Below are 19,489 nucleotides of genomic sequence, written 5' to 3' on the forward strand. Positions count from 1 at the left end.
TTGCCATGTTGCTCGAAGTGCGCGATCTGCACGTGGAGTTCCACACCCGCGAAGGTGTCGCCAAGGCCGTCAACGGGGTCAACTACTCGGTGGCCGAGGGGGAGACGCTCGCCGTCCTCGGCGAGTCCGGCTCCGGCAAGTCCGTCACCGCCCAGGCCGTCATGGGCATTCTCGACATGCCGCCCGGGAAGATCTCCGGCGGCGAGATCCTCTTCAAGGACCAGGACCTGCTGAAGCTCAAGGCGGAGGAGCGGCGCAAGATCCGCGGCCAGGAGATGGCCATGATCTTCCAGGACGCGCTCTCCTCACTGAACCCGGTCCTCACCGTGGGGGAACAGCTCGGCGAGATGTACGTCGTCCACCGCGGGATGTCCCGGAAGGACGCGCGGGCCAAGGCCGTCGAGCTGATGGACCGGGTGCGCATCCCGGCGGCGAAGGAGCGGGTCGGCCAGTATCCCCACCAGTTCTCCGGCGGGATGCGCCAGCGCATCATGATCGCCATGGCGCTGGCCCTGGAGCCGTCGCTGATCATCGCGGACGAGCCCACCACCGCGCTCGACGTCACCGTCCAGGCCCAGGTCATGGACCTGCTCGCCGAGCTCCAGCGCGAGCTGAACATGGGGCTCATCCTGATCACCCACGACCTCGGCGTCGTCGCGGACGTGGCCGACAAGATCGCGGTGATGTACGCGGGGAGGATCGTCGAGACCGCGCCCGTCCACGAGATCTACAAGGCGCCCGCCCACCCGTACACCAAGGGCCTCCTCCGGTCGATCCCGCGCCTGGACCAGAAGGGCCAGGAGCTCTACGCGATCAAGGGCCTGCCGCCCAACCTGCTCCACATCCCGCCCGGCTGCGCGTTCAACCCGCGCTGCCCGATGGCGCAGGACGTGTGCCGCACCGATGTGCCGCCGCTCTACGAGGTGGACGAGCAGCGCCGGAGCGCCTGCCACTTCTGGAAGGAGACGCTCGATGGACGCTGACCGGACGGGGAACGCGGCCGGCTCGACCCTGCTGTCCAAGGCGGGGGAGGGCACCCGGCCGTACGTCGAAGGCGAGCCGATCCTCGAAGTACGGGACCTCGCCAAGCACTACCCGCTGACCCAGGGCATCCTCTTCAAGAAGCAGGTCGGCGCGGTCCGGGCCGTCGACGGCGTCGACTTCGACCTGCACGCGGGCGAGACGCTCGGCATCGTCGGGGAGTCCGGCTGCGGCAAGTCCACCGTCGCGCGGATGCTCGTCCACCTGGAGAAGCCCACCGCCGGGGCCATCCGCTACAAGGGCGAGGACATCTCGAAGCTGTCCGGACGCGCGCTGAAGGCCGTACGCCGCAACATCCAGATGGTGTTCCAGGACCCGTACACCTCGCTGAACCCGCGCATGACGGTCGGCGACATCATCGGGGAGCCGTACGAGATCCATCCCGAGGTCGCTCCGAAGGGCAGCCGGCGGCAGAAGGTGCAGGACCTGCTGGACGTGGTCGGGCTCAACCCGGAGTACATCAACCGGTATCCGCACCAGTTCTCCGGCGGCCAGCGCCAGCGCATCGGCATCGCCCGCGGCCTCGCGCTCAACCCGGAGATCATCGTCGCCGACGAACCGGTCTCCGCGCTCGACGTCTCCGTACAGGCGCAGGTCGTCAACCTGCTGGACCGGCTCCAGGCGGAGTTCAGCCTCAGCTTCGTCTTCATCGCGCACGACCTCTCCATCGTGCGGCACATCTCCGACCGGGTCGGCGTGATGTACCTCGGCCGGATCGTGGAGATCGGCTCCGACGCGGAGATCTACGACCACCCCACCCACCCGTACACGCAGGCGCTGCTCTCCGCCGTCCCGGTCCCGGACCCCGAGGCCCGCGCCCACCGCGAGCGGATCATCCTCCACGGCGACGTGCCGTCACCGGCCAACATCCCGTCCGGCTGCCGCTTCCGGACCCGCTGCTGGAAGGCGCAGGAGCGGTGCGAGCTGGAGGTGCCGCTGCTGGCGGTCCCGGCGGAGTTCCGGCTGGTGGACACCCCGGCCCGGCACGACTCGGCGTGCCACTTCGCGGAGGAGAAGCAGGTGGTGCCGCAGGAGGGGGAGCTGGAGGCGTTGGGGCGGCCGGTGGAGGAGGTGCGCGGGCCGGAGGACTCCGAGGACGGCTCGGAGGGCCTTGAAGACGGCTCCCAGGGCTTCGGAGAGCCGCCGCCGGAGCCTTCCGGGCCCGCGGGCTCCCCGTAGGCCTGCGTCGTCAGCTCCCGGTGGCGGCGCACTCCTCGCCGGCCTCGATCTTCTGCACCGCCGGGCCGAGGGCCGAGAGGACGGACGCGGCGTCGGTGGTCTCGTGGTGGAGCCGGACCTGCACGCCCGGGGTGCGGCCGTGGGTGGAGAACATCTTGGCGGTCCGGTCGTCGGCGGGCGTCTGGGCGACCCAGTCGACCCCGCCCTCGTCGATGCACTCCGCACCGGCCTCGGGCTCGGGCATGCCGCAGTACACGATGACGTCGCCGTCACCCCAGGCGCCCGCACCGGCCACGTCCGTCTTCTCCAGCACGTAGCCGCCGAGTCTGTCCGGGATCGCGCCGGTGAACGTGTCACACGCGGGGTTGTCCGAGAAAGGCGGCCTGACGAGGGTGTAGCCGTCGCCGCTGCCACATCCGGCGAGCCCGGCGGTCACGGCGGCACAGGCGGTCAGGGCAGCGGCGAGGCGCAGCGGCCCGCGCAGGTCGTTCGTCAACGTACTTCCCCCGTGTGGGTGATTTGTCGGTCGGTACGGAAATCTATCCTCCGACCGCGCACCGGGCGCCCACCGGATGCCGAGCGACCCTCATATCCGTTAACAAGCAGGCAACTTGACCGTCGCCGCACCGATATACGGACGGCTCATGCTGGACACCGTACGGCCGTGCGGGTGCCGTGGACCGGCCGGGGCGTCGTCTTGTCGCTCCGGCCGGTCGGCCGCGTCTCCGCCTACGCGCGGGGCAGCCCCAGCGACCGCTTGAGGAAGTCCACCTGGAGCAGCAGCAGGTTCTCCGCCACCTGCTCCTGGGGCGTCATGTGCGTCACCCCGCTCAGCGGCAGCACCTCGTGCGGCCGGCCGGCCGCCAGCAGCGCCGAGGAGAGCCGCAGCGCGTGCGCGACCACCACGTTGTCGTCCGCGAGCCCGTGCACGATCATCATGGGCCGCACCTGCTCGGCCGCGTGCGAGAGCCCGTCCTCGGTCATCAGCGCGTTGTACGCGTACACCTCGGGCTGCGCGCCCGGATCGCCGAGATAGCGCTCGGTGTAGTGCGTGTCGTAGAGCCGCCAGTCCGTCACCGGAGCGCCGACCACGGCCGCGTGGAAGACGTCGGGGCGGCGCAGCACCGCGAGACCGGAGAGGTAACCGCCGTACGACCAGCCCCGGATGGCGACCCGCTCCAGATCCAGCGGGAACCGCCCGGCCAGCGCGTGCAGGGCCTCGATCTGGTCGTCCAGGGTCAGCACGAAGTCGTCCCGTACGGCCTTCTCCCAGGCGGGCGAACGGCCCGGCGCGCCCCGCCCGTCCGCCACGATCACCGCGAAGCCCTGGTCCGCGAACCACTGCGAGGTGAGGTACGCGTTGTGGGCGGCGACCACGCGGCGGCCGTGCGGTCCGCCGTACGGATCCATCAGGACCGGAAGCGGACCGTCCGACTCCTGGTAGTCCGACGGAAGCAGCACGGCGCACGGAATCCGCCGTGCGCCCCCCTCGGTGAGCGTCACCTGTGCCGAGAGCACCGGCTCCTGGGCGTGGCTCGCGATCCGGACCAGCCGCTTGCCGTCCCGGACGACCCAGGCGGCCGATCCGGGCTCGTCCGGGGTGGCCGAGACCAGCACGGTCAGACCGCCCGAGCGGACGGCGGAGTGCACACCCACCCCTTCGGAAATCCGCTCGATTCCCAGCTCGTTGACCCGGTACACATGGCTCTCACCGGTCTCCGGCGCCGCCGCCTCCTCGCCCGCCACGGCCGAGACCAGAATGTCCGACTCACCGATGTCCAGCACCGCCTGGAGGTGCAACTGCGCCCCGGTCAGCAGCCGGTCGCCGACGGCCAGCACTCGCGCGCCGCCCTCGTCCGCGATCCGCACGAGCCGCCCGTCCGGCGCCCACGCGGGCACCCCGCCGAACAGATCCAGCCACACCGGGTCCTCGTCCACATGGACGATCCGGGTCTCACCGGACTCCGGGTCCACCGCCAGATACCGCTGGCTGCGCTGGTCACGGGCCTGTACGAGGAGCAGCGGCGCACCGGCGGAGGACCAGTGCACCTGGGCCAGGTACGGGAAAGCCGCCCGGTCCCAGACCACCTCCGTACGGGCGCCCTCCAGGTCCGTCACGAAGAGCCGCACCTCGGCGTTGGGCGTCCCCGCCGCCGGATAGGCCACCTCGGCCGGCTTCCGCTCCGGATGCGCGGGATCGGCGATGAACCACCGCTGTACGGCGCTGTCGTCGGCCCGCGCCACCAGCAGCCGGTCCGACTCCGGCGACCACCAGAAGCCCCGGAAGCGGTGCATCTCCTCCGCCGCCACGAACTCGGCCAGACCGTAGGTGACATGGGCGTCCTCCGGCTCCGCCAGCGCCCGGTCCTCCTCGCCCTCCGCGCCCACGACCCGCAGCGCGCCCTTGGACACGTACGCGATGAGGCGCCCGTCGGGAGAGGGCCGCGGGTCGATCACCGGACCCGGAACCGGCAGCGCCCGCGCCGTACCGGCCCGCAGCTCGGCCACGTACACCTTCCCGGACAGCGCGAAGGCCGCCAACTCGGCCGCCGAGTCCACCGCGTACGACACGATCCCGGCCGACCCTTCACGGGTCCGCTCGCGCCGGGCCCGCTCCTGCGGCGACAGCCGCTCCGCCGAACCGCCCAGCAGCGCCTCGGGATCGGCGACCAGGCGCTCCTCACCGGAGGCCGGATCGAGCACCCAGAGCCGGTTGGTCCGGTCGGTGCCCGAGGTGGAACGCAGGAAGATCACACGCGTCTCATCCGGTGAGACGGTGAAGGCGCGCGGTGCGCCGAGAGTGAACCGCTGGGTCCGTGCGTGCTGGCGGGGAAAGGACAGCTTCGGTGAGGTCATGGCCCCGAACTTAGCCCGACCGGCAAATGGAGGGCGGCGTCGCGGGGCTGGGCACGCGCATCTGCGGCGTTGTCGTCAATCACCATGGCTCCGCCATGCCTCAATCCTCCGCCTTGCAGCTGCACGCACCCAGCCCCGCTCCTTCTCCCACCCTCCATTTGCCGGTCGGGCTTAGCCTCGCGCAGCGGTCCGTGCGCCCCTCGTGCTGCTGTGCCCCGATCAATGCGTTGGCACGGATAGTTATGATCCGTAGCGCTCGGTGGGTAAGAACCCATCGGCTCCGCGTATCCCCGTGTCCCCGTCCCAAACGTACTGATGGAGGTGAACCGCCGTGGCGCTCTCGATTTCGGCGGTGGTGCTGCTGGCGATCATCGTCTTCCTGCTGATCCGGAAATCCGGACTGAAGGGCGGACATGCGGTGGTCTGCGTGCTGCTGGGGTTCTACATCGCGAGTTCCTCCGTGGCGCCGACCATCTCGGACCTGACGTCCAACGTGGCGGGGATGATCGGGAGTATCAAGTTCTGACCGTGTGTACGCGCCTTCCGACCGCGTGTACCCGCTTTCCGACCCGGTACGCCCGGCGTTGACGCGGTCGGCGGGGAGCGGGGGACACCGGGGGCCGCCGGGCTCGTAGGGTGGTCCCCATGAAGGACCTCCCCGCCCGCCGTCTGCTGCTGGTGCACGCGCACCCGGACGACGAGTCGATCAACAACGGCGCCACGATGGCCAGGTACGCGGCCGAGGGCGTCCACGTCACGCTGGTGACGTGCACGCTCGGCGAGGAGGGCGAGGTCATCCCGCCCGCCCTCGCCCACCTCGCCGCCGACCGGGACGACGTCCTGGGCGCGCACCGCGTGGGCGAACTGGCCGCGGCGCTGAAGGAGCTGGGCGTCACCGACCACCGCTTCCTCGGTGGTGCGGGCCGGTTCCGGGACTCCGGGATGATGGGCACCGAACAGAACGAGCGCCCCGGCGCCTTCTGGTCCACCCCGGTGGACGAGGCCGCCGCCCCGCTCGTGGAGGTGATCCGCGAGGTCCGCCCGCAGGTCCTGATCACCTACGACCCCGACGGCGGCTACGGCCACCCCGACCACATCCAGGCCCACCGGGTCGCGATGCGCGCCACCGACCTGGCCGCCGACCCCGCGTACGGCACCGGCACCCCGCACACCATCGCCAAGGTGTACTGGAACCGCGTGGAGCGGGCCGTGCTGGAGGCCGCCTTCGACCACCTGCGCACGACGGCCCCGGACGCCTTCCCGGGCATCGCGGCCGTGGACGACGTGCCGGGCGTGGTGGACGGCGACGCGATCACGGCGGAGATCGACGGATCGGCGTACGCCGGAGCTAAGGCGGCGGCGATGCGGGCGCACGCGACGCAGGTCGTGGTGGCCGGCGAGGACGCCTCCTTCTTCGCGCTCTCCAACGACTTGGGCCAGCCGCTGCTGACGACGGAGTGCTATCAGCTGGTGCGGGGCGTGCCGGGGGGCGGCGGGGGAGCGCGGGAGGACGACCTGTTCGCGGGGGTGGCGGAGGTCCGGGCGGATGCCGTACGGGACGGGGATTCCGGTTCCGCTTCGGGTGCCGGGACCGATTCCGGTTCGGAGGCGGGCGCATGAGCGGGAACTCCGGCAAGGGCCGTGACCGCGCCGGTGCGCGGGGTGGCGAGGCGGCGGGCGCCGAGGTGTCGCGGGGTAAGGCGGCGCGCGACAAGGCGGCGCCTGCCAAAGCAGCACGCCCCAAGGGCGCGCGCTCCGGCGCGCCGAGCAGCAACGCGCCGCGTACCAACGCACCGCCGCGGGTGCCGGAGGGCACCGGCTTCACCGCGCGGCCGAACCCGGCCCGGATCGCGGCCTACTTCGGGCTCGCGGTGCTCGGCGCCCTCGTCGCGCTCGCCGGAACGCTGGTCCAAGCGGCCTGGTTCCCGGGCGGGTTGATCATCGCGCTGGCCGGGTCGGCGGGCCTCTTCTACGGCGGCCGCATCCTGACCGGCACCCAGATCGGCGCCCTCGCGCCCGCGGTCGGCTGGTTCATCACGGTGTTCCTGCTGCTGTCCGGCCGACCGGAAGGTGACTACGTCTTCGGCGACGAACTCGGCCTGGTGCTCTTCATGCTCGGCGGGACCGCCGTCGCTGTGATGTGTGCCACGACCTCCAAAGTGCCGCAATCGGCCACTCGTAACGGCCGGTCCGGTATCTGAAGTGCTAAGTCCGTGCCCGGAATGCCCCCCACAGGTGTGATGCCGAGGTGGAGGTTTCCCCCGGTCGCGGAGTGTCCTACGGCGGCGGCCAGTATGGTGGTGCGCGCGCCGAGCCGTCCCCTGGCCTGCGGCATGGGGGAAGTACGGGCGGCGGAGCCAATCGGGAGAACCTGCTTTGAGTCGTGAAACTGACAGTTCGTCCTCCGGGCCCCAGGGGCGCGGTGGAGCCGCGTACCCGTCGGGTACGCCGCCGTACGGATCCCGCCAGTATGCGTCGCCGGCCGGCTCGGACGAGGCCCCGGAATCCGTCGATCCGCCCCGGCCCGAAGAGCCGAAGACCGAGACGACGCTGACGACGCGCATCCGGATCAACATCCCCGGATCGCGTCCCATCCCGCCGGTCGTGATGCGTACGCCGATGGCGGAGAGCGACATCGCCACCGGCCGCCCCGACGCGGAGCGCACCGGATCCACACCGCGCCCCGGCACACCGCCGTCCGCGCCGTCGGGCCTGACCGACGGAGCTTCGGGCGGAACCGGCGCGTCCGGTGGCCCGGCCTCCTCGTCCGCGCCGGCCCAGGCCCGGGACGGCGGCGGCTCCGCCGACCCGTCCCCGTCCGACGAGCCGGCCAAGGGGAAGAGCGGCAGCGACTGGTTCGCCCCGCGCAAGAACCCGGCCCCGGCCCCGGCTTCCGGTACGGGCGGTGCGCCTGGTTCCGGTGGTGCGCCCGGTACGGGTTCCGGCGGCGCGGGTCCGCTGGGCGCGGGCGGTCCGGGCACCGGCCCCGGTGGGCCGGGTGGCTCCGGCGGTCCCGGCACTCCCGGCGGCCCCGGTGGCGGCTCCGACGCCACCGGCCGGCCCCGCCCGGACCTGCCGTACTTTTCCGACGCCGCACCCCGCCCCGGCAGCGGCCCGGGAACGTCCGGCTCCGGCAGCGCCCTGGACGGCTACAGCACCGAACCCCCGGGCGCGGGCCCCCGCTCCACGCCCGACCTCGGCGTCCGTACGCCGGGTGCGCCCGGCCCGTCCGGCCCCACGACGGGCCCGGCCACCGGCACCTCGTCGTTGACTCCGAACCTCGACGGCGTCCCGGGCCTCGGCGGCACCGGCCCGATGGTTCCGGGCGGCGCCCCCGGAGGCGTACCGCCCCGGCTCTCCGACGACACCGCGATCCTGACGCCGCAGTCCCCGGCACCCGACTCCGGTCCCGGCGGCCATGTCTCGGGCGACACGCTGACGAGCGGCATCCCCGTGGTGCCCAGCGAGCCCCGCTCGACGTTCCCGGGCGGTCCGGGCGGCTCGGGCAGCCCGTTCCCGGGCGGTCCCGGCTCCGGCGGTGGCCCCTTCCCGGGAGGCCCGGGCGGAAGCGACCCGTTCGCGAGCGGCCCCGGCGGCCCCGGCGGCCAGGCCGGCGGGCCCGTGCCCGGCCGCGGCGCGGCGCGTCCGGCGCCGACGCCTCCGGCCCCCGCGCCCGCTCCCGCGAAGAAGGGCCGCTCCAAGCTGGTCCTCCTCGCCGTGGCCGCGGTCGTGCTGCTCGGCATCGCCTACGGCGCCGGACTCCTGCTGAACCACTCCGAGGTCCCCAAGGGCACCACGGTGCTCGGCGTCGACATCGGCGGCGGCACGAAGGAGGAGGCGGTCGCCAAGCTGGAGGCCGCGCTCGGCGAGCGGTCCCAGGCGCCGCTGACGCTCTCCGTGGACGGCAAGGAACAGAAGCTGGACCCGGAAAAGGCCGGTCTCGTCCTGGACAGCCAGGAGACCGTGCGCGGTGCCGCGGGCAGCGACTACAACCCGGTCTCGGTGATCGGCTCGCTCTTCGGCGGGGCGCGCACCGCGGACCCGGTGATCCCCGTGGACGAGGAGAAGCTCGGCGTCGCGCTGGCCGACCTGGCGGGCGTCGCCGGTTCGGCCCAGGACGGCACGATCCGCTTCGAGCCGAACAAGGCGGTCGCGGTGCCGGGCAAGCCCGGCAAGACCCTGGACGTCGGCCAGTCGCTGATCTCGGTCCGCGACGCCTACCGCACCCAGGTGCAGACCGGCCAGGCCCGCGTGGTCGACCTGCCCGTCGCCACCAGGGAACCCACCATCACCCAGGCCGAACTGACCCGGGCGATGAAGGAGTTCGCCGAGCCCGCGATGTCCGACCTGATCACCATCAAGGCGGGCCCGAAGCAGATCCAGTTCGGCCCGGCGCGTTCGCTGCCGCAGATCCTCTCCATGAAGGCCGTCGACGGCCGGCTGGTCGACGTCTACGACAAGGACGCGATCAACACCCTCCTGGACGGCGTCTTCGACGGCATCGAGGCGGTCAAGGCCGACGGCTCGAAGCACCCGGTCGACGCCGACGACGTGGCCCAGGCGATGAAGACGGCCCTGACCGGCACGACCCCGGAAGCCCGCACGGTCACCATCAACCTGACCGGCGAGGGCTGAGCCTCCGGACCGCACCTCACCAGCACCACCCGCAGCCCCGCCCGGACACTCCGGCGGGGCTGCGCCCGTTCCCGCCGACCCGCACGGTTATTGCACAGGTGCGATATCATATAGGAGTGATGTTCTGGTCGACTGGAGAGTAAATGCCGTTCAAGATCATCGTTGTGGAGCCGGCGAGGAGTTGGTTACATGGCCTGCGCCAGCATGACCGGGACACGCTCGTTCAGGTAACCGCTGCCATCAACGTCCTGCAGATCGAAGGGCCTGCGCTCGGTCGGCCGCTCGTTGACCGCATCACGGGGTCGACTCTCGCGAACCTCAAGGAACTGAGGCCGGCAGTTGGTCCGGATGGTACCGATCGGCGATCAGAGCGGCGGAAGACGCCTACGAGGCGTACAGGGATGAGAAGGAATGAGGGGCCATGAGCGCTGAGCCGAAGGCGGTCGACGCTGCCAACTGGGACGATCTCAAGGGTGAATTCGACTTCTCCGCCGATGAGGCCCAGGAGGTCGATCGGCGCACTGCCCTGCTGCTGTCCGAGGTGAGGGCGCACCGTCTCGCCGAGGTGCGGAAGCGTCAGCAGATGACGCAAGCGGCAGTGGCGAAGGTTCTCGGCGTCACTCAAGGGCGTGTGTCGGCCATAGAAAAGGGCGCGATCAACCGCTCCGAGGTCGAGACGCTTGCCGCGTATGTCGCCGCACTGGGCGGACAGCTGAAACTCGTGGCCGACTTCGGAGACGAGACCCTCGTCCTGGGATGACCTGAACCGCCCCGGGCGCCGGTCACCACCGAGACGGCGCCGGAGTTCGCCGGGAGCTCCATTCGGTACGGGCGGGCCTGTACGCACGGGAGAAAGCAGTGAAGCGGGGCCCGGCGCTCATCAGCAGCCGGGCCCCGCTTCCGTACAGGTCCCGTGGATTACGGGAAGGACACCACCTGCGAGGGGATCGTGTCCGTGCCGGAGGTCGGGGAGCCGACCTCGTTGATCACGTGTTCGTACTGGCCGTTGCCGCCCAGGGAGACCACGATCAGGCTGTGGAACTTCACGCCGGGTTTCACCGGTGCCTTGAAGCCGTGGCCCTGCACGATGGTCGGGTCGACGTTGTAGTAGCAGTAGCTGCCCATGCCCCAGCCCTCGTGCTCCTCGACCGAATCGTCGACCCGGTAGGCCGCGTACCCCTTGGTGTCGCCGTTCTGGATCGCCTCCTGGTTCGGAGCGTCGTACGCCTTCTCGTTCTGGAAGAAGATCGTGCGGCCGCGTTCGCCGTACCACTCGACGTCGTACTTGTTGAAGTGCTCGACGAACAGCCCGGTGGCGAGCACGTCGTCGCCGTTGACGCGGACGCCGTAGTCGGCCCGGTTGGTCTCCCAGCCCCAGCCCTCGCCGTGGTCCGCGCGCCAGACCCAGGTGTGGTCGATGATCACGTCGTCGCTGTTGACGACGATGCTCGTGGTCGCCTTGCCGGGGCCCGCGCCGCCGATCCGTACGAACACGTCCTGGAGCGAGGTGGGGTTGGCCGCGTGGTCGGCCGAGGCGTTCTCCGGGCCGACCTCGATCAGCGTCTCGGAGTTCACCGGGCCCGCGTCGACCAGCAGGCCCGCGAGCTTCACGCCGTCCACGTCACCGACCTTGATCGCCGTCACCCCGTTGTCCGGGATGATCGTCGCGAGGCCGATGCCGAGGGCCACCGTGTCGGGGCGGTCGATGGTGATGGTCTCGTCGATGTGGTAGACGCCGGGCGTGAAGAGCAGGTGCAGGCCCTGCTCCACGGCCGCGTTGATGGTGGCCGCGTCCGCGCCTTCCTTCACCACGTAGAACTGGTCCAGCGGGATCGACTCGCCGGCCGGTGTGCCGTTCGCCCACGACGTGCCACGCGCGTTCTCCCGCTTCTCCGGGACGAAGACCTTGTAGTCGTCACCGTCGAGATAGAGGAACGGCTTCTCGCGCGAGATGGGGGTGGTGTCGAGCGTCGTGTACGGCGGTTCCGGGAAGCTGTTGGCCGGTGCGCCCTCGACGCCCGAGAACGTCATGTTCCAGACGCCGTTGCCCCAGCCGCCGACCGAGCTGTCACGGGTGTACCACTGCTGCTGGGAGTACGGTCCGACCTGGCCGTCGATCTTGCTGTCCGCGATGTAGCCGCCGCTGGCCCAGCCGTACCCGTCGGGCGCCAGGTTGAGCCCGCCCTTGACGTGCATCCGGCGGAACGGCGCGGCCTGCGAGACCGCCCAGCGGTTCGTGCCGGAGACCGGGTTCAGCGTCAGGTTCTCCGCCGAGCGCCAGAAGTTCTGCGTGGCGTTCCCGTCGAACCAGCCCGCGTCGACCGTCACATCGCCGTTGAACGTGGTGTCGTTCGGGTGGAGCCCGAGGCCCGCGATCTGGGTGTAGAACCCGATCTGCGCGTTGATGTCGTCGTACGTGCCCGGCTTGAAGAGCAGCGCATAGCGGTCCAGGCCGAACTGCGCCGACTCCTGCCTCTTGAAGATCTCGTCGACCTTGCCCTGGATGTCGGGCGTGGACGGGTCGAAGACATGGACGTTCGGACCGAGGTCACCGCCGCCCGGGACGGCGGCCTGAGCCTTCCGGTCCCCTTGGACCTCTTCGCCGAACGCTGTCTGGGCGGTGGGGACGGCCATGAGCAGCGATACGGCGAGCGCGGCGAACCCGAGAGCCCGGGAACGGCGGTGCCTGCGGGGTGCGGAGCGCGGTGCGGTGCTTGGTGCGGTGGGGGGAACATGCATGAAGGTACGTCTCCTGGGTCGTGGTACGTGTGCACGACGGACGGGCGGGAGAGCGCGTGTGGGGAGAATGCGAGAGAGCGCTCTCTTGTTACGGTGATGTTTCCCCGGTGGGCCTGTACGCGTCAAGAGGTGTGCGTGAGGTGTCTCGTGGGAACGGCCGGATTCGCAACAACTGACGTCAGTGGCGCGGCGATTGGGCGATTTCGTGGCCAGTTGGGATGCTCGTTGACTTCATGAACTGATGTCCCGCCTGTGCGCGGTGGTCGCCGTCGGCCCGGAGCCGGACGAGCGGGTGCGCGGCGCACGGGGGACCATGGGGCCATGAGCTTGCCCGACGCCGGTCCGCCGCGCCCGCCTCGGGGCGACGGGCGGCGGATCAAGGTCTGGTTCCGGTTCGTCCCACGGGCGGACCGGCTGCCGTACGACACCGAAGGACTGTGGGCGACCCGGCTCGGCGCCGACACCGCCCGGGTCGACAACGTGCCCTTCCTCCAGGACGGAGTGGCCGAGGGCGAGACCGTACGGTTCACGACCGACGCGGACGGCGTGCACTGGGCCACCGGGCGGGTGGCGGACTCGGGCAACTGCACCATACGCGTGCTGCCCCTGCCGGACGGGCCGCTCGGCCGGGACGCCCGCGCCGTGCACGAGCGGCTCGCCCCGTTCGGGCTCGGCGGCGAGGTCTTCAGCGCGGACTTCCCGCTGCTCGCGTTCACCGTGCCGGGCGGCGCGGACCTCGGCGCGATCAAGGAGCTGCTCGTCCGGGGCGAGGAGGAGGGGTGGTGGCACTTCGAGGTCTCGTGCGCGACGGAGGAGTGGCGGGAAGCGTAAGGGACGAGCCGCCGGGGTCGTGGGGCCGGCTCGATCCACGACCCCAGGGTGTCCATGACCCCGGAACTACGGTTACAGGGTCGCCGGCCCCGCCGCCTCGGCCTGCCCCTCCGCTCCGCCGGTCACGCGGTCGCCGGCCCCGCCTCCTCGCCCTCCCCGATCTTCCGGATCACCCGGGCCGGGTTCCCCACCGCCACCACATTGGCCGGCAGGTCCTTCGTGACCACCGCGCCCGCGCCCACCACCGTGTTCTCCCCGATGCTCACGCCCGGGCAGACGATCACTCCGCCGCCCAGCCACACGTTGTCCCCGATCGTGATCGGCTGCGCGGCCTCCCACTTGGCGCGGCGCGGCTCCGGGTCGATCGGGTGGGTCGGGGTGAGGAGCTGGACGGTCGGGCCCATCTGGACGTCGGCGCCGATCGTGATGCGGGCGACGTCCAGGAACACCGCGCCGAAGTTCACGAACGTGCGCGGGCCGACCGTGGTCTGGTGCCCGTAGTCCACCCGCAGCGGCGGCCGGATCTCGGCGCCCTCGCCCAGCTCGCCCAGCAGTTCGGCCAGGGCCGCCCGGCGGGCCTCGGGGTCGCCGGCCGACGTGGCGTTGAAGCGCTCGTTGAGGAGCGCCGAGCGCAGGGCGTCCGCCGCGATCTCCGGGTCGTCGGCGAGGTAGAGCTCGCCCGCGAGCATCGCCTCCCGCTGGCTGCCCGCCGCCTTCTTCTCGGTGCTCTCGGTGCTCTCGGTGCTCTCGGGGGAGTCGGGCGGGTGCTGGCTGGTCACGAGGTCGTCGTCTCCTTCGTTTCCTTCGTACGGGGTGATCCGTTCCCCTGCAGTCTGCCTGCCGCCTCCTGCCCGCGTCCCGCCCGCAGCCCCGGCGTCAGCGCCACCGTCACCGCCAGCGAGAGCGCCGCGACCGCCGCCATCCCGGTCCCCGGCGAGGTCACCTGGGCGATCGACCCGGCGAGGGCCGCGCCCACGCCCTGCATCGCCAGCATTCCCGAGGAGCTGAGCCCCAGCGCCTGGCCGCTCAGCTCCGGCGGGGTCAGGGCCAGCAGCCGTTCCTGGAGCAGCAGGCTCGCGCTGAAGCCGACGCTCGCCAGCACCACCGCCACCACCGCGACCGGCAGCCCGGGGTCCAGCGCGAACAGCAGGTACGGGGCCGCCAGCAGCAGCCGTAGCGGAGCGCCGAGCCGCGTTCGCCACCGCCCCGGCACGAACCGGCCCACCAGCGTGTCCCCGGCCAGCATCCCCAGCGCCCCGCAGGCGAAGAGGAGCCCGGCGTGTCCGGGCGCGTACGCGATGTACAGCGACTCGCACCCCACCACCAGCCCGTTGGGCACCCACAGCGCGAGGTAGACGGAGCGGCGCGGCGCGGACGACCAGAGCAGCGCGTCGGTCCGCCAGGTCTCCCGGACCGAGGCCCGGCCGGTGGCGCGGGGCGGCCGGGCGGTGAGGCCGAACCGGGCGAGTGCGGCGGCCACGACGTACAGACCGGCCCCGACCAGCAGCGTGCCGCGCGCCGAGAGAGTCGTCACCAGCACCCCGCCCACCGCGAACCCGACGATCTGCATGGTCCCCGACGACATGTTCATCACGGACCGGCCGAGCAGGAAGCCCCGCTGCGGCAGGATCTCGTTGAGCAGCCCGTACCGCACGCCGCCGCCCAGCGATGAGGCCACCCCGAGGCTCAGGAGGACCGCGAAGGCGGCCCACAGCGGCAGGCCCGGCACCGCCTGTACGCCGGTACCCAGGGCGAACAGCAGCGCCAGGCCGGTCAGCGTGGCGCGCGGCGGCAGCCGGTCCGCCGCCGAGAGCAGGGTGAGGGCCCCGGCGAGCTGGGCCAGCGACGGGCCGAACATGGCCAGCGCCGACAGCAGCGGTGAGCCGGTCGCGGCGTGGACGAGGGTGCCGAGAGCGAGGCCGGTCGCGGTCTGGGCCGCCACCTGCACGGAGACGGTGGTGAAGAGGGGCAGGAACTCCGGGGTGCGGAAGAGTTCGCGGTAGGTGCGCATCAGCGGAGTGTGCGAGCGCGGCCCACGGGGTCGTTACTCTTTCGCGGACACGCGAAACGTGGCTCGCCGCTCTTCGCCGGCCGGCGACGACACCGAGGGTCAGGAGCGCCCCATGGGCTGGTGGCAGATCTCCACCGACACGCTCGCGAGCAGCCGCTTCACCGTCTCGCCGCTCGCGGAGACCGTGGCGAGCCTGCGCACCCTGGAGCGGGCCACCGCCGCGCATCCGGGTGAGCGCGCCTGGCTGGAGCGGTGGCTGCCCGCCTACCGCCGGCTCCAGGCCGGTGATCCGCTCGCCGCCCGGATCGTCCGCACCGCCTTCACCCCTCGCTGGAGCGCCGATTTCCTCACCCCCGCCCCCGTCCCGCCGCCCGCCGGGCAGGAGCCGGACACGTTCGAGCGGGAGCTGGCGCGGGTCCGGGCGACACCGCCGGAGGTGGCCCGCGCCGATCTCGTCCGGAGCCTGGGCCGGCCGCTGCCCGCCGCGCTGGACCGGGACGACCTGGCGCGGCGGAGCGCGGACATCCTGGAGTGGGTGTGGACGCGGACCGTGGAGCCGGAGTGGCCGGCTCGGCGCCGCGTGCTGGAGGCCGATGTCATCGCACGGGCGGCCCAGTTGAGCCGCGGCGGCTGGGCGCGGGCCCTGGACGGGATGCGGCCGGGGATGCGGTGGCTCGGCGGGAGCCGGCTCCAGATCAACACGTACGACAACCCGCCGCGTGAACTCGGCGGCGCGCAGCTGGTGTTCACGCCGGTCACCGCCGATGTCGGCTGGGTCTGCTGGGACATCCCGTACCGCTACGGCGTGGTCTACCCCTGCACGGGCGCGCTCGCCGACACCGGGCGCGAACCCGTACCGCAGGCGCTCGGCACGCTGATCGGCCCCGCGCGGGCGGGAGTTCTGGTCCTGCTCGGCTCACCGCTGACCACGACCCAGCTCACCGCACTGACCGGGCAGGGCCTGGGATCGGTCGGCCGCCATCTGCGGGTCCTGCTGGACGCGGGACTGGTACGCCGCCGCCGCGACGGCCGGTCCGTGCTCTATTTCCGTACGGCTGCGGGAGACGGGTTGGTGCGCGCGGCGGGCTGAACACGTCGATCGCCCATGCGGGTTGACGTGTTGCGTGGGCTGAACACATACGCGTACGGCAGAGGGTTCCGCCCGTGCCGTCGGCCGAGCTCGTACACCGGGCCGCGACCGCCCGGCACCCGCTCCGCAGGCGGAATCCGCACCTCGGCGAGGACGGACCGTTGTGCGCCCCCGGCCGAACGCGCCCCGCGCGCGCCCCCGCCCGCAGCAGGGAAAGCACCATTGCGCGATGCGGTCCGCATGGATCGTGCGCATGTATGAGTCGTGACATCGGTGACTATTGGCGGTGCTCATCGTTATGACAATTTCTCTCTCGCCACCGAAGACCGAACGGAGGGAATGTCGTGAATCCGGAGTACGCCGCGTACTGCCAGGCGAGCCGCCACTTCTACGACGCACCCCACCGTTCCCTCGAAGAGGGCGCCGAGGACCGCTCGTTCTACGCTCCGGTCCAGGGCGCCGCACCCGACGGATGGACCCGGTCCCGGCGCGGCGACTGGCTCTCCTTCAGCCCGGACGGGCTCCGGCTGCCGGCGCAGGGCTGGAAGATCCACATATCGGCCGCCGCCGACAACGCCGAGTCGGTCCTGGAGCGGGTCGCGGCCTACTGTCTGGCCCACCGGCTGCCCTTCAAGTGCGTGCCGTCGCCCGGCCTGTTGGCCCTGCGGAACTCCAAGTACGCGGACCGGGCCGGGAGTGGCAAGTTCATCACCGTGTATCCGCACTCCGAGGACACGTTCCCGGAGGTGTGCACCGCGCTGATGGAGCTGCTGGAGGGCGAGCACGGCCCGTACATCCTCAGCGACCTGCGCTGCGGAGACGGCCCGGTGCACACCCGGTACGGCGCGTTCGCCGCCCGCTTCTGTACGGGCCCCGACGGGCGGCCCGTGCCCGCCGTCGCCGATCCGCAGGGCCGCCTGGTCCCGGACGACCGGGGTCCGGCCTTCCGGATACCGGCCTGGGTGACCGCGCCCGACTTCCTGCGCCCGCACCTCGAAGCCCGCGCCGCCGTCGGCCTCGGCGACCTGCCGTACACCGTCGAGAAGGCGCTGCACTTCTCCAACGGCGGCGGGGTCTACCTCGGCCGCGACACCCGGACCGGCGAGCAGATCGTCCTCAAGGAGGCCCGCCCCTACGCCGGGCTCGCCGCCGACGGCGCGGACGCCGTCGCCCGGCTTGAGCGGGAGCGGATCGCGCTGGAGCACCTGGCCGGACTGGAGTGCGTACCGGCCGTGCACGACGCGTTCGAGGTCGGCGGCCACCACTTCCTGGTCCTCCAGTACCTGCCCGGCATCACGCTCAACACCGTCTTCGCCCGCCGCTTCCCGCTCGCCCGGCAGAACCCGGCGCCCGAGCTGCTCGCCGAGCACGCGGCGTGGGCAGAGGAGTTGTACGGGAAGGTCGAGCGCGCCGTCGCGGCCGTCCACGCCCGTGGCATCGTCATCAGCGATCTGCACATGAGCAACGTCATGGTCGACGAGGAGTCCGGCCGGATCGCGCTGCTCGACTTCGAGGCCGCCTCGCCGGCCGCCGACCGCCGCCGCCAGATCGTCGCCAACCCGGCCTTCGTCGCCCCGGCCGACCGGCGCGGCACCGACATCGACCGGTACGCGCTCGCCTGTCTGCGGCTCGCGCTGTACCTGCCGCTCACCACGCTCTTCGGCATCGACCGCACGAAGGCCGCCGGCCTCGCCCGGGAGATCGCGCACACCTTCCCGGTGGCGGAGGAGAGCCTGCGGCCGGCGGTGGAGGAGATCCGGCGCGGTGCGGAACCGGTGCCGGACGTGCGGGCGGGTGCGGAGACAGCCGGGGCCGGCGGTATGCCGGTGTCGGACGCGCAGGCGGGTGCGGAGACGGCCGGGGCTGCCGGTGCGCCGGTGCCCGATCCCGGCGACTGGCCCGAGAGCCGGGCCGCGATGGCCCGCGCCATCGCCGCCTCCTGTACGCCCGACCGCGACGACCGATGTTTCCCCGGCGACATCGCCCAGTTCGCCACCGCGACCGGCGGCCAGTCCTTCGCGTACGGCGCCGCCGGCGTGCTCTACGCCCTCCACGAGACCGGCGCCCCGCGCTGCGAGCCGGCCGAGGAGTGGCTGGTGCGGCAGGCCAAGGACCCGGCCTCCGGCTCCCCGCTCGGCTTCTACGACGGCCTCACCGGCATCGCCTGGACCCTCAGCCGGGTCGGCCGCACCGCCGAGGCCGCCGACCTCGTCCGGATCGTCCTGGACCAGCCGCTCGAAGGCCTGGCACCCGGACTGCACAGCGGTTACGCCGGTATCGGCCTCGCTCTCGACGACCTGGCCCGCATCGCCTCCGCCACCGAGGCCCCGGCGCTCGCCGCGGCCGCCGGCCGGGCCACGGCCCTCGCCGTACGCGCCCTGGTCGACGGCCCGCCCTCACCGCGCACCGGTCTCCTGCACGGCGCGACCGGTGTCGCCCTGCTCCTGGTCCGCCGGTACGAGACCACCGGCGACCCCGTCCTCCTCGACCTGGCCGCCGCCGCTCTCCGGCGCGACCTGGACCGGTGCCGGGCGGGCGACGACGGAGAGCTCCTCGTCGTCGAGGGCAAGCGGCTGATGCCGTACCTCGGAGCGGGCAGCGCCGGCATCGCGGCCGTCATCGACGCCTACCTCGCCCACCGCCCCGATCCGGAGCTGGAGGCCAAGGGCCGCGCCCTGCTCCCGGCCGCGCTCTCCGCCTTCTACGTCCAGCCCGGACTGCTGCGCGGCTCGGCCGGACTCCTGATGCACCTGGCGGCCACACCGCTGTGCGACGAGGAGACCCGGCAGCGGGCGATCGGCCTCCACACCCGCCTCCTGGCCGGTCACGGTCTCGCGTACGGAGGCGGACTCGCCTTCGCCGGCGAGCAGTTGATGCGGCTGTCGATGGACCTGGCCACCGGAACCGCCGGCTGCCTGCTCGCTCTGGGCAGCGCGCTGGACACCGCGCCGGGTCAGCCCGCCACGCTTCCCTTCCTCGCCGCCGCCGCTCCACCGGTGGCGCACCCCGGCCGCGCGAGCGGCCCCACAGACCGGCTCCTTCAGGGGTCGTAGCACCACAACCGCTCAACACCCAGCCGGAGCAACAGGTTCCGGTTACCGTCCCAG

15 protein-coding genes are annotated in these 19,489 nt (G+C 72.2%); 10 read left to right on the forward strand and 5 right to left on the reverse strand.

The window, feature by feature from the left end; genetic code table 11:
- The first annotated feature begins 5 nt into the window (after positions 1–5).
- Both ACQP09_RS23875 and ACQP09_RS23880 read left to right on the forward strand, forming a co-directional pair.
- On the forward strand, positions 6–983 hold the full coding sequence (locus ACQP09_RS23875; RefSeq protein ID WP_433402860.1) for an ABC transporter ATP-binding protein: 978 nt from the start codon (positions 6–8) through the stop codon (positions 981–983).
- Positions 973–2,220: an ABC transporter ATP-binding protein gene (locus ACQP09_RS23880; RefSeq protein ID WP_433402862.1), complete on the forward strand. Its 1,248-nt coding sequence runs from the start codon at positions 973–975 to the stop codon at positions 2,218–2,220. The genes ACQP09_RS23875 and ACQP09_RS23880 overlap by 11 nt, the downstream gene beginning before the upstream one ends.
- A gap of 10 nt (positions 2,221–2,230) precedes the next feature.
- On the opposite strand, the gene ACQP09_RS23885 is transcribed toward ACQP09_RS23880, so the two are convergent.
- Positions 2,231–2,716 carry a DUF3515 family protein gene (locus tag ACQP09_RS23885; protein ID WP_433402865.1) on the reverse strand — a complete coding sequence of 162 codons (486 nt, stop codon included), beginning with the start codon at positions 2,714–2,716 and terminating at the stop codon, positions 2,231–2,233.
- Between the two features lie 233 nt (positions 2,717–2,949).
- Positions 2,950–5,076, reverse strand: a complete 2,127-nt coding sequence (locus tag ACQP09_RS23890) for a prolyl oligopeptidase family serine peptidase (protein WP_433402868.1) — start codon at positions 5,074–5,076, stop codon at positions 2,950–2,952.
- A 331-nt stretch (positions 5,077–5,407) separates the two neighbouring features.
- On the opposite strand from ACQP09_RS23890, the gene ACQP09_RS23895 reads away from it, so the two are divergent.
- From ACQP09_RS23895 to ACQP09_RS23915, 5 genes are all read left to right on the forward strand, one after another.
- Positions 5,408–5,602 (forward strand): hypothetical protein, encoded by a 195-nt coding sequence (locus ACQP09_RS23895; RefSeq protein ID WP_109163769.1) that lies wholly within the window; start codon positions 5,408–5,410, stop codon positions 5,600–5,602.
- A gap of 119 nt (positions 5,603–5,721) precedes the next feature.
- On the forward strand, positions 5,722–6,696 hold the full coding sequence (gene mshB, locus ACQP09_RS23900) for an N-acetyl-1-D-myo-inositol-2-amino-2-deoxy-alpha-D-glucopyranoside deacetylase (RefSeq protein ID WP_433402871.1): 975 nt from the start codon (positions 5,722–5,724) through the stop codon (positions 6,694–6,696).
- On the forward strand, positions 6,693–7,277 hold the full coding sequence (locus tag ACQP09_RS23905; protein ID WP_433402874.1) for a DUF6113 family protein: 585 nt from the start codon (positions 6,693–6,695) through the stop codon (positions 7,275–7,277). Before mshB ends, ACQP09_RS23905 begins: the two co-directional genes overlap by 4 nt.
- Positions 7,278–7,452: 175 nt before the next feature.
- Complete coding sequence (locus tag ACQP09_RS23910; protein ID WP_433402877.1) at positions 7,453–9,711, forward strand: hypothetical protein; 2,259 nt, start codon at positions 7,453–7,455, stop codon at positions 9,709–9,711.
- Between the two features lie 421 nt (positions 9,712–10,132).
- Entirely contained in the window at positions 10,133–10,471 is a 339-nt protein-coding gene (locus tag ACQP09_RS23915) for an XRE family transcriptional regulator (RefSeq protein WP_433402880.1), read from the forward strand.
- Positions 10,472–10,629: 158 nt separating this feature from the next.
- On the opposite strand, the gene ACQP09_RS23920 is transcribed toward ACQP09_RS23915, so the two are convergent.
- Positions 10,630–12,450 carry a coagulation factor 5/8 type domain-containing protein gene (locus ACQP09_RS23920; RefSeq protein ID WP_433402883.1) on the reverse strand — a complete coding sequence of 607 codons (1,821 nt, stop codon included), beginning with the start codon at positions 12,448–12,450 and terminating at the stop codon, positions 10,630–10,632.
- Positions 12,451–12,771: 321 nt separating this feature from the next.
- On the opposite strand from ACQP09_RS23920, the gene ACQP09_RS23925 reads away from it, so the two are divergent.
- Positions 12,772–13,281 (forward strand): DUF4265 domain-containing protein, encoded by a 510-nt coding sequence (locus ACQP09_RS23925; protein ID WP_433402886.1) that lies wholly within the window; start codon positions 12,772–12,774, stop codon positions 13,279–13,281.
- Positions 13,282–13,403: 122 nt separating this feature from the next.
- On the opposite strand, the gene ACQP09_RS23930 is transcribed toward ACQP09_RS23925, so the two are convergent.
- The gene (locus ACQP09_RS23930) at positions 13,404–13,970 is read right to left on the reverse strand and encodes a sugar O-acetyltransferase (RefSeq protein ID WP_433406745.1); all 567 of its coding nucleotides are present in this window, start codon (positions 13,968–13,970) and stop codon (positions 13,404–13,406) included.
- Between the two features lie 86 nt (positions 13,971–14,056).
- Positions 14,057–15,292 (reverse strand): MFS transporter, encoded by a 1,236-nt coding sequence (locus ACQP09_RS23935; RefSeq protein WP_433402889.1) that lies wholly within the window; start codon positions 15,290–15,292, stop codon positions 14,057–14,059.
- Between the two features lie 112 nt (positions 15,293–15,404).
- On the opposite strand from ACQP09_RS23935, the gene ACQP09_RS23940 reads away from it, so the two are divergent.
- Positions 15,405–16,382 carry a helix-turn-helix domain-containing protein gene (locus tag ACQP09_RS23940; protein ID WP_433402892.1) on the forward strand — a complete coding sequence of 326 codons (978 nt, stop codon included), beginning with the start codon at positions 15,405–15,407 and terminating at the stop codon, positions 16,380–16,382.
- Between the two features lie 344 nt (positions 16,383–16,726).
- Positions 16,727–19,435 carry a class III lanthionine synthetase LanKC gene (lanKC, locus tag ACQP09_RS23945; RefSeq protein WP_433402895.1) on the forward strand — a complete coding sequence of 903 codons (2,709 nt, stop codon included), beginning with the start codon at positions 16,727–16,729 and terminating at the stop codon, positions 19,433–19,435.
- Positions 19,436–19,489 lie beyond the last annotated feature (54 nt).

This window comes from Streptomyces sp. CA-146814, from assembly GCF_050942385.1.
Lineage (GTDB): Bacteria > Actinomycetota > Actinomycetes > Streptomycetales > Streptomycetaceae > Streptomyces.